Annotated in this window: 6 protein-coding genes; 5 read left to right on the top strand and 1 reads right to left on the bottom strand. The window is 38.9% G+C overall.

Annotated features, from left to right (window positions below):
- Positions 1 to 23 precede the first annotated feature (23 nt).
- Complete coding sequence (locus CJ739_RS07825; protein ID WP_162880161.1) at positions 24 to 4,052, bottom strand: pectinesterase family protein; 4,029 nt, start codon at positions 4,050 to 4,052, stop codon at positions 24 to 26.
- A 1,309-nt stretch (positions 4,053 to 5,361) separates the two neighbouring features.
- Here CJ739_RS07825 and CJ739_RS20315 point away from each other — a divergent pair.
- From CJ739_RS20315 to CJ739_RS07805, 5 genes are all read left to right on the top strand, one after another.
- Complete coding sequence (locus tag CJ739_RS20315; protein ID WP_162880160.1) at positions 5,362 to 5,559, top strand: hypothetical protein; 198 nt, start codon at positions 5,362 to 5,364, stop codon at positions 5,557 to 5,559.
- Positions 5,560 to 5,574: 15 nt separating this feature from the next.
- Positions 5,575 to 6,270: an ABC transporter ATP-binding protein gene (locus CJ739_RS07820; RefSeq protein WP_117174075.1), complete on the top strand. Its 696-nt coding sequence runs from the start codon at positions 5,575 to 5,577 to the stop codon at positions 6,268 to 6,270.
- A 14-nt stretch (positions 6,271 to 6,284) separates the two neighbouring features.
- Entirely contained in the window at positions 6,285 to 8,747 is a 2,463-nt protein-coding gene (locus CJ739_RS07815) for a TonB-dependent siderophore receptor (RefSeq protein ID WP_117174073.1), read from the top strand.
- A gap of 21 nt (positions 8,748 to 8,768) precedes the next feature.
- Positions 8,769 to 10,217, top strand: a complete 1,449-nt coding sequence (locus CJ739_RS07810) for an ABC transporter permease (RefSeq protein ID WP_117174071.1) — start codon at positions 8,769 to 8,771, stop codon at positions 10,215 to 10,217.
- 103 nt (positions 10,218 to 10,320) lie between these two features.
- Entirely contained in the window at positions 10,321 to 11,670 is a 1,350-nt protein-coding gene (locus tag CJ739_RS07805) for an ABC transporter permease (RefSeq protein ID WP_117174068.1), read from the top strand.
- The last annotated feature ends 58 nt before the right edge of the window (positions 11,671 to 11,728 follow it).

Genomic DNA, 11,728 nt, shown 5'->3' with positions numbered 1-11,728 from the left:
TTTATTAATCCTGAATTATTATTTTAATTTTTTATTATTTTAGAGACTTGGGTTCCTTTCTCCGAATCAACTTTTAATAAATAAACTCCCGAAGGGATTCCAGACATATTAATCGTTGTTTTAATGTTCTTAACATTTTCTTTCATAATTAATCTTCCATCTAAAGCAAAAAGAGCCATTGTTGTTCTTGTCGATATGGAAGGAATGGATACGAAAACTTCGTCATTAAGAACTGGATTTGGATATACTTTAACACCCAATAAATTATTTTCCTTAATGCCTAAACTAATATCCACTTGATTTGAAGAAAGTCCTAAACCTCCCATAGCATTCGCTGCTCTAACAGTATAAATACCTGTAGTGTTTCCTGTAATGTCATAACTATTAGTTATTACAAAATCAACAAACACATCGTCTTTAAATACAGCCCATCCCAATACGTAATCATCATTATCCCAATTAAGTATTGAGCCAGATTTTGATATAACAGGTACCGATGCCTGTTCTGTAAATAACGTCGGTTGCCAAGTATCTGTACCGCCTAATACATTTTCAATAGTGTATTGAGCAGCTTCAGTTTCATCTAATGTTGGGTCTAAGGTTACAGTAGTGGCATCCTTTGTATATTCAGTACGTCTTTGACTTAAATCTACTTCTATACCAGAAGAAGTCAAACTTTTATATTCTGCAAATCGAAATGGAACGACATTCATTGGATCACCCCATGCTCCCGCTGTTGGTAATATATTCATAATTGTATTGATATACACTACTTTAGGGGCATTATTCCAAGGTCTACCTAATCCATAAATGCCATTTTGTTGTGCATCACCATCAATAGTACAATTGCTGAACACATACCCCCAATCGGAACTGGTAGATGCCGCAGTAACAATACCACCGCCACCAGACGCTCTGTTTTCCATGTACATGAGGCATTCGTTAAAGAAAATATCGCCATCTCCAAAGATATAATCAACCGTTCCATGTATTTCACCATTTTCCCAATAAGTTCGTCCAGCTCCCGTATAATAAGTGTCTTGGTTACTTAACAACCTTACATTTTTGAAAATGTTTTTGTCTCCTTGATGACGTAAAGCTACAGCGCGCATTTCTGGAATGCCTAAACGATAATCCATTTTGTTAAGCAAGGTAAGATCTTGCATATACACATTATTAGCACTACTTGTAAAGTTAATGGTAGGCGTTTTGCCTATTCCCTCTTGTTTTTGAGTAGGATTATTGAAAAGTATTACTCCGTCACGACTTTGCCCAATAAATGATAGTTTGGGTATTCCAATAGTGGTTTGTTGGGTACTATCGCCGGTTGTATTTCCTAAATCGTATTCACCATTTGGAAAAAAGATATGGAACCTATTTACGCCACCAGCTGATTGGGCTGCTGTCAAAGCTTCTGCAAAATCACCATCAACACCTACAATAAAGTCGTAAGCTTTCTTAGTTACTGTTGGTCTGTCAAGTGTAGTAAACGAAATTGAAATAGCATCAGTTAATGTATTGTCTGCTAAATCTGAAATAACATTACCTACTAAATCAAAAGTATAAGTTGTGTTATAATCCAACCCTGAATAATTAAATGATATTGATTCACCAAATACCACAGGTGTTAACTGCTTACCATTAAGAGTTGCCGTCGTATTATCAGCAATTTTAACACGTTCATCAAAATTAAGCACTACTTTTCCTGTTGCGGAAGCACCTGTAGCATTGTTTGCAGGAACAGAACTCGTAAGAACTGGTGCGGTACCGTCATTAAATACACTTTCTGTACCGTAAACATAAATATCGGAAATAGACGTACCGTCATTGTTGTTCTCAGGATGTATAGTTAGTGTTGATGTGTAGTCTGGAATCCATCTTATATAAACTTCCGCTTGATTGTTAGCATCAGCAGGCAAGTTAAACGATCCATTAACCCATGTATTTAAAGTACTCGTATCATAAGTGCCTACTTCAGTAAAATTTGTTCCATCTATGGAATACTCACATTTTTGAGTAGCATATCCTGAATAGCTACTTAACATAGCAGCTTGAACACTAATATCAGCATAATCTGTAGCATTAATTTTGATTTGATAATAGAATTTATCTGCATACGATTTCCAATTGATTCGACAATTTTTGCCATACCAGCTGTTGCCAGATAAATAAGAGAAGTTAAGTCCACCAGAAGTTGCGCCAGCGGCATCTCGTAACACAAGTGTCGTAGCATCATTGACAACATTCGATGAAAAATCTACATTGATAACATCGTCATAAAAATCCCATCCTACAATATAGTCCGCTGCATTGTATGCCGCCGTTTCAGATTTATTACTGTCCATTGTAACAATAAGTTCACTATTCGTTTCGCCAGTTCCCCAGTTCGAGAAATTAAAAATTGGGTTTCCACTGGCAGTTAAAGTAACATTAGTTCCTGCAACATACATTCTAGAGCCATCAACCATAGTTCCAGCCGGTGAGATATCTACCATATAATCATTAGCACCACCTTCAACTACAACATTTAAAGCATATGTAGTTAACTGATTAAATACCGCGGTATAGCTTACATTATCTGTTACAGTAATTTGGAATGGGTTATCTGTTGACACAGTAGCACCTAGATCGTCTTGCCATTCAGCAAATTCATAACCAAAGTTAGCATTGGCCGTTAAGTTTACAACCGTACCATCATCAACAGTTGCAGGATTATCAGAAACTATTGCTCCACCTTCGGAAGGAGACGCTGCCGTTGTCACTGTATATTGTGTTACATCTTCAATTGTACCATTCAATTTGCCTGTAATTGAAATATTTGCCAAACCTACATCTTTAGCACTTCCAAGGCCATGGATATATATTTCTAAAGTGGATTTGCCCCCTAAAGCAGGAATTGTCAATCCCGAAACATCCATAGTGAATGTATTGGTGTCGGCAGCTTCACTAGTTGCACTTCCTTCTCTAGCAGGTTTAACTCCGGTTGCTATAATAGTAAATGTACCATCAGAAGATTTCCAATAGACATCTATAAGACCTGAGTCGGTTCCAAACCTTTGACAATCGAAAGATATACTTGTTGGCACAAAGTTTAATCCTGAAACTGGAGTGAATTCAAAACCAATTAAGTTATTAACATTTGCTCCTGCTGGCGTAGTAGCTCCGCTTTCATTTTTTAAAGAGGTGTAAGTAACCGTAGGATTACTTCCTGTCCTTGTTCCTAAATAAGAATAATTACTACCTACAGAAACATTATCTGGCTTGTAATAGCTGGCTTCTGTATAGGTTGCTGTTTGCCCAGCCGTACCCAAATCGAAAGCCCAATTAATTGTAGACACTGTATCTGATGGTAATGTCGTAGAAGTACCACTTACTTTAAAAGAGTCTATATAAAAATAATTCCCAGTTGTATCACCTCCCTGTACTCCAAATAACCGTACCAAAACATTGCTTTTATTTTTGGCAACAATATCGAATTGAAAAGATTTAGGTATCCACCAATAGCCCCACGTTGTTTGGCCTGCCGAAGCCCAACTTGTTCCCCCGTCAACAGAATAAAAAACGTCAAGATAATCAGTATCAATATTTTGGGTAGTGGCCGAAAGATCTAACTTAATTTCTTTATAGCCCGTTGTTGGAAACGAAAATTGAAAGTAATTGGCATGGTTTGCCGAATTTGTAAAATCAGATGGTGCAACAACACCTTGCATGCGTGCCGAATTATGGTACGTTGTAGTGTTTTGGTAAACATTTTTTATTACTCCAGCAACATTGGGAGTCATCGACATTTCATAATCGGTTAGCGTTCCATCAGCACTATTTGGGTAAAATATGTCACCTGAATTGACATTAATATCTAACCCATCAGCTGCAACTCTTGCTGTCGCATTTGGTGTGTATGCGTAAGGTCCTGAGCCGCTTTGATCATAAGCATAGTCAAATGTCCAATCCGCGAGTGTGGTCTGAGCAACTAATTGTAAACTGGTTGCCAAAAAAACAATAAAAAAAGCAGAAAAAGACCAATGCTTTTTTAGGTGTAAAGTTGATTTCATAATGTAATAATTTAGTTTAGTTTTATAATGTTGATTACAATAATACATTAAAAAAAATTAAAAAAAGAAAAATTTAGGTAATCGATTACATATTTTTTTTAAAAGTGCGAAAAAATCGGATATAACGCTTTCTTGTGATGGAATTTTATTTAAGAATAATGCTTGCTAAAAGGACTCAATATGTAGGATATTAGCCAATTATATTTTTGAAAAGAAGAAAAATTGTTGATAAACTAAAGTAAGATTGTGGTAAACTGAATGTCATTATATTGGGATTAAAAAAATTGCAAAATGAATCCATTTGGTGTAATTATTTTTATTTCAAATTTTATATTCATTGTCACATTAAGCCTGTCGAAATGTATTTTTTATATGCCTACGACAAGCTATTGGATTAGCATCATTATACTTTATAAAGTTTGTTAAAAAAACAAACACTTTTAGAGTTATGAAAAAACACATTTGAAGTACGAGTTTAAAAGAGCTAGCCGACAAATCATAGATTATTATAAATGGCATAATAACCCAAGATACCTTCAAACCTAAAGTATCAATACTAAAAATGTAACATTAAATAGTATATATGTATTGATATATAACTAAATCATAAAATGAAAATATAAGCATTTACATATAAAGAATTATCAAAATTTGTAAAAGCACATAGAAAGGAAGTCAACCTTGTATTAAGCATGTTCAGTCATGAACTAGCCCTGTGGATTCAAAAAACCTTAAAATAGTTAGAAGCCAGAAATTGTTCTTGATTCCATCCTATGTCGTTTGTACACAAAAAGATTAAAAGAACTAAAACTCTGTGAATCCTTGATTTATTAGTAGTCCTAAAGATACAAATCCCGAACTATATCATAGAAGATTTAAGGCTTCTGAGCCATTTATGATGCATATACCTATAATCTATATATTCCAATAGCTTTTATTGTAGATTAATTTATAATATTCTATTTTTGGCTGCTGTATGCATTTCAAAAACAAAAAACATACCATCACCTTTTTCTTCATCATTGCTTTCTTCTTGTTGAAAGTAGTGAACCTGCATGCTTTTGAGCATATTTCCGATCAGGATGACGATTTTGGGAAATGTGACACCTGTGAGTTATATACTATCAAACAGCACCATAATCCCATAACGGTTACTCCTGAAGTTCCCGCGTTTACGCCACCAGTCTTTCCCAAGGCAGAACACCTACCGGCAACTTATAGCGCACTGGTATCAAAAATTCAAACACGGGGATATTTTTTCAATAAGCCTCCTCCTGTCGTTTCTTAGATTACAATAGCATTTTAAGCTGTGAAATATCCCGAAAAAGCCTTTTCGGGCAATTTTTTCATTCACATTATTTTCATTATTAACGTATTGGCAATGACTCTAGGTTATTGCTACACATTTTCGCATGCGGAAGAACTTTATGCCCGATTCTGGTACATGATGACAAAAGACCAGTTAAACTCAGGTATGGACTTCTTTTTAAATATTGTTTATACATAATTAAAATCCAAACACATGATCATTACAAAAGAGCTTTCAAAAAAATATAATGGCTATACAGCCCTGAACAATCTGACCCTTAGTATAAACGAAGGTGACATATTTTGCCTGCTCGGAGCCAATGGTGCGGGTAAGACAACGACCATTAATATTCTTCTGGGGTTTATCTCACCATCTTCCGGCGAGGCTAGCATAAATGGTTTTTCCGTAACGGAACATGCTTCGGAGATCAAAAAAAATGTAGCCTATATTCCCGAAACGGTTGCCCTGTACCCCAACCTTACCGGAATGGAAAACCTGAAATTCTTCTCATCCCTTGCTGGGTATAAACTCCATCAAGACGAAGTATCACAATTACTAACAAAGGCCGGGTTACAGGAAAACGCCCATCAAAAGCCTTTACGCAGCTACTCCAAGGGAATGCGCCAAAAAGTGGGTATTGCCATTGCATTGGCCAAAAATGCCAAAGTGCTGCTGCTCGATGAACCCATATCAGGTCTGGATCCGAAGGCAGCCAATGAATTCTCCGCAATCCTAAAAGAACTTTCAGCTGGAGGGACAACCATTTTAATGGCTACGCACGACATTTTCCGGGCGAGGGAGGTCGCCCATCGGATTGGCATTATGAACGAAGGAAACCTCGTGAGCGAACTGGAAGCCCATAACATTTCGGCAAACGAACTGGAACAACTGTATTTAAAAACCGTATAAAAACACATCAATTCATGACACGATTATTTACCATAGCATTTCTTATTCTTTTCAATTACTCCTGGTCACAAACCATTACAGGAAAGGTTCTCGATACGGAAACCGGCACCCCCATTCTCGGTGCTTCCGTAACCCTTGTGGGCACTACCCTCGGCACCGTTACCGATGATGACGGCAATTTTTCACTGGAAGGGAAAGGAACTATCCTGGTTTCGTATATCGGGTATAAAAGTTATCGGACCAAAGCAAGCAATAATTTTCTGAATATCCAATTATCCCCAGAAACTATGGAATTACAAACCGTTGAGGTTGTAGGCAGGACCTTAAGGAGTTATGACAGCAAATATTCCTTTTCCGCCACAAAAACAGCCATGGAAAATAAAGATATCCCACAGGCCATTAGTACAGTGACCAAGGAATTAATTGCCGATCGACAAGCTTTCCAACTCGCCGATGCCGTTAAAGTGGTCAGTGGTGTTACACCTTCCAGTTATTACAACCAATACAACATCCGCGGAATAAGCCAGAATGAAGAAGGGCAGATCATCAATGGTATGCGTACACGGCAGTTTTATTTTTTACAGCCTTTAACCACCAATATAGAACGTGTAGAGGTTATTAAAGGCCCTGCAAGTGCCACTTTTGCCAGTGTAGATCCAGGAGGGAGTATCAATATGGTTACCAAAAAGCCCTTGCCCGTAGAACGGAAAGAGGTAAGCATCGGAGTGGGGAGTTTTAGTACTTTCACCGGAACATTGGATTTTACCGGTCCTTTAAATGAATCGAAAACATTGCTCTACCGCATCAACGGAGCCTACCGGGAAGCGCGTTCCTATAGGGACTTGGTCAACAATAAAACTATTTTAATTTCTCCTTCGTTTAGTTATATCCCCGATGATAAAACCGCTATCAACGCCGAGCTTATTTACAACGACATGAACGGCGTCTTGGACAGGGGCCAGCCTATTTTTGGGGCCGAAGCCGGTGTTACTAATCTGAAAAGCACCCCCATCAGCATGAATTTGGGTGCACCTAACGACTTTTTTAGGTCTAAAGAGCTTATTATCATGGGAAATATCATCCATAAGTTCAACTCCAATATCAGTTTCAACACTTCCTATATGAAACAATCGTGGACGGAAGACCTGCAGGAACACCGTACCACAGGAGCGTTTGCAATAGATATAAACAATGAGCCCGTGACTTCCTTGGCCGCCATGCAATTTGTGCAACGCGAACAATACTGGAATATAGATAACGTAAGCAGCTATTTTAATTTTGATTTTAAGACCGGAAGCATCAATCACAAACTTCTCATAGGTTATGATTTACATTACTGGGAAAAGACAAAAGGCGGCGGACAAAACGCAGCCCGAGGGTTTCTACTGAAAGATGGCACAGCAGTTCGAACTTTTGATGTATCCAATGCCGATGACTATCAAACCATAGAAATTGATGGGACTACATTACCAAGACCGAATGTCAACCATGTTGACTTGAACAATCCCAGTCATGAGATTAGGAGTATTCAGGACTACACGATGAATTCGCGTATAGCCATCCCTTCGGCACTTACCACAAACAATGCCATATATATACAAGAGCAATTACAGTTTAAGCAATGGACTTTGCTTTTCAGTCTTAGGCAAGAGTGGTTTAAGGATATCACCCATTACGAAACCCCAAATGAAACCTCTTTTGAGAATCAAAAACTAATACCGAGAATGGGGCTCACTTATGCCGTAAATGACAATATTAACGTCTATGGTACTTATCTGAAAGGTTTTCAGCCCCAGTCAAATACGACAACTCTTTTACCAAGCACGGCCAATTTTTTATGGTCGAACGTTTCTGCCGCACTGTTCAAACCTTTGAGCAGTAACCTAAAGGAAGTAGGAGTAAAAATCGATCTGTTTCATAAGCACATGAGCTTGAATGCCTCTGTGTATGAAATCAACCAAAAAAACATACTGATGAGCGCCAACGACCCTTCCCAACCCGATCTGCTTGTACAGCGTGGAGCCGATAGGAGCCGTGGTTTTGAAATGGATATCACAGGCTATATCAATCCAGATTGGCAGATTATCGCTTCCTACAGCTATATAGATGCGAAGATCGTAAACGATGCTAATGAAGATTTGATTGGTCAGAGAAAGGAAAACACCCCTAAAAATAGTGCTAACCTGTGGACCAAGTACAATTTTAGCAATTCATCAGCCTTAAAAGATCTAGGGATTGGGTTTGGCGTACAGCACCAGAGCAGTAAAATACCCTGGTTCACCCGTGATTTCGAAGTGCCGGCATTTACCATCTTCGATGCTGCTGTGTATTACGCACCGAGCCATAGCAATGTCCGAGTGGCCTTAAATATCGGAAACCTATTTAATACCACCTATTGGTTAGGGGCGCAAAACTACCTGCGTTTGTTTCCGGGAGCTCCCAGAAACGGTTCACTCACCCTGAATTATAGATTTTAAAGCACTTTCAAAACTTTAACCATGATAAAGAACGCAAAAGTACATATTGCAAAACTGTTTTGGAAAATAACATTTAAGAATAGGGCTGTTTTTATCCTGGCCTTTATCATCGGGATTTTATTAGCCTATGCTATTTTTTCTGGATGGGAAAATTTTAAGACCCAGGAAACGATCAGGGCAAAATACCAGGAACAGGCTAGGCAGGACTGGCTCGACAATCCCGATAAACACCCCCACAGAATGGCACACTACGGGCATTTTGCCTTTCGCCCAAAAACCCCGCTAAGTGTTTTTGATTTTGGCATGGAAAGCTTTCTGGGCAGCTCTATTTTTTTGGAAGCCCACGTTCAGAACCCTACCAACTTTTCCGAAGCGGAATTTTCCACAGGGATGTTGCGATTTGGGGAAATAAGCGTTGCTATGATCCTTCAAATCCTATGGCCTCTACTCATTTTCTTTTTAGGATTTCAAAGTATCGCCGCCGAAAGGGAGAACGGCACATTAAAGATTCTCATGAGTCAAGGGTTAAGTCGGAAGCAGTTATTGACAGGCAAAAGTCTGGGGATGATTCTCGTGATGTCCACCCTATATTTTCCAGTGATCATCACTACCGTACTTCTTTGGGCACTGCTTCAGAAAATGAGCATCGGTATGGATGAAGTATATAGGCTTTTGCTTATTATAGGGATGTATTTCTTATATCTGTGTATTTTCTGTATTATAGCGGTTATCATCTCCGCATGGAGCAAAACCTCAAAAACAGCACTTACCTCGTCCATGGGCATATGGTTGTTGCTCACCATTTTGTTGCCGAGAGCTGGTCAGTCCCTAGGGTCTTATTTATACCGTTCCCCGTCTAAAGCTAAGTTCCAGGCGCAAATAGAACATGACGTTCTAAAAACCGGGGACAGTCATAATCCGAATGATCCGCACTATCAGGCCCTCAAAGATTCTGTCCTCGCTGTCTATAATGTGGATTCTGTTGCACAGTTACCTTTTAATTACAGTGGACTTGTGATGAAAGAAGGAGAGAAAATCACAGCTAGAATTCACAATGAACACCTCAAAAAATTACGAGGGATATATGCACGGCAAAATAGCTTTTCGCAGTATTTAGCTTTCCTTAATCCCTATATGGGCATAAAGAACCTATCCATGGCTTTGTCGGGTACAGATTATAATTCCTTCACAGCTTTTCAGGATCAGGCAGAAGAATATAGGTACCACTTGGCCCAAAGCCTGAATGAGCTGCAAATAAAGCATATCAGTAATACGACCAAGAGTTCGGCAGACCCTGCCAGCATGCTCGATAAAAAACACTGGGCGCAAATCGAGGATTTTAAATACCGCCCACTCAAGATAGGAACTGCTTTCCGGAGTGAACTTATCTCCTTTTTGTCGCTCCTGTTCTGGGTATTGTTGCTCGCACTGGTACTCAACCGATTTTCTAAAACCTTAAAAATACTGTAATGAAACCGACATGACTAAAATGATCATTTTAATCATCAAAACTTCTCTTGAACCTGTTTTGGGAGGTTACATGACACCATTAAAAAAACAATAAAAAATAAACATGAAACTGCTATTTATAAATTTTACCCGTTCCAACAGTGTAAAGATCGGACTGTCCTTTATCGTTCTGGCTGGTATCATAAGCCTTTTGGTAGGAAAACAACATATTGAAAAAATAAACCGGAGTGTTGACGAAACCATCCAGTACCAGAGGGAACATATAGAACGCCATGCCGAATACAACAAGGACGATCTGGGTCTGATGCTGTATTACATCAAGTTTTCACTGGTGAACAGCACCACGGCATTAAATGCCCTATCCATCGGGCAGCGCGACGTTAACCCCTCAGTGAAAAGCGTCACCATACGTACTCTGGAAGCCCAGAAATACGATGCCGACCTTAACAATCCGTACAACCTGCTTATCGGCAATATTGATTTTAGTTTTGTGCTTATTTTCCTGTTTCCCCTGCTTATCATTTCCTTTACCTATAATTTGGTGTCCGAAGAAAAAGAAAGCGGTATCTGGAAGATCATTGCCGTGCAGAGTAAAAATCCTTTGGGGTTTGTGCTAAGAGCTTTCGGTGTACGACTATTGGTAACTTTGGGAGTATTACTGCTTTTATATGCCATTGCCGATCCAGTATTGGGTATAGCACTGGATGCGGATTTATGGAAATTCTTTCTGGCTTCCGTTTTATATATCCTGGTATGGTTTTCCATCTGTTTTTTCGTGGGATCACTGCAAAAAAGCTCCAACTTTAATGCAATTATCATGCTCTCCATATGGATCCTGCTTGTATTTGTTCTGCCCGCAGCCATCAATAATGATCTGCAGAACAGGTATCCGCTTCCGGAAGCACTTGAAACCATGGTGAAACAACGAAAGGGCTATCATGAAAAATGGGATATGGACAAAGAATCGACCATGCAGAAATTCTATGCGCATTATCCTCAATTTGAAAAATATACCCTGCCCGAAGGTGATTTCAGTTGGCTCTGGTATTATGCCATGCAGCAAATGGGAGATGACGAAACCTCGGAACAATCTGGAATGCTAAGAGAAAAACTCGGGCTAAGAAACACTACGGCTTCCTGGGTTGCGCAATTTATCCCGACGCTCCATCTGCAGCTTTCACTCAATGATATTGCCAAATCAGGATTGGATAATCAGTTACGATTTTTGGATGAAACAGGACGGTTTCACGAACGACTGAGGCTTCACTTTTACCCGAAAATATTTGAAGGAACCTCGGTGACCTCTGAAAACTGGGACGATCTCAAAGTAGAAGCTTTTTCTGATGGAAGCACACTGGGTGGAATGAGATTATACACACCCTTGCTCATTTTCATTGTGCTTTTTGGTGTCCTTGGCTGGTTTATTTTCAAAAGGAGGCTACACCTTCTTTGATGAATTCACAATCCTTTTAATGGACGAAAACCAAATAATTTTAACTTGAACAAATTGT

This window comes from Mariniflexile sp. TRM1-10 (assembly GCF_003425985.1).
In the GTDB taxonomy this organism is placed as follows: domain Bacteria; phylum Bacteroidota; class Bacteroidia; order Flavobacteriales; family Flavobacteriaceae; genus Mariniflexile.
The sequence above is the reverse complement of the archived record's forward strand: the minus strand, read 5'-3'. Positions and strand labels throughout refer to the sequence as shown.

What these genes read in the sequence shown, in the direction of transcription:
- CJ739_RS07825 (WP_162880161.1), bottom strand. Translation starts at nt 4,052, where the DNA reads ATGAAATCAACTTTACACCTAAAAAAGCATTGGTCTTTTTCTGCTTTT.
- CJ739_RS07820 (WP_117174075.1), top strand. Translation starts at nt 5,575, where the DNA reads ATGATCATTACAAAAGAGCTTTCAAAAAAATATAATGGCTATACAGCC.
- CJ739_RS07815 (WP_117174073.1), top strand. Translation starts at nt 6,285, where the DNA reads ATGACACGATTATTTACCATAGCATTTCTTATTCTTTTCAATTACTCC.
- CJ739_RS07810 (WP_117174071.1), top strand. Translation starts at nt 8,769, where the DNA reads ATGATAAAGAACGCAAAAGTACATATTGCAAAACTGTTTTGGAAAATA.
- CJ739_RS07805 (WP_117174068.1), top strand. Translation starts at nt 10,321, where the DNA reads ATGAAACTGCTATTTATAAATTTTACCCGTTCCAACAGTGTAAAGATC.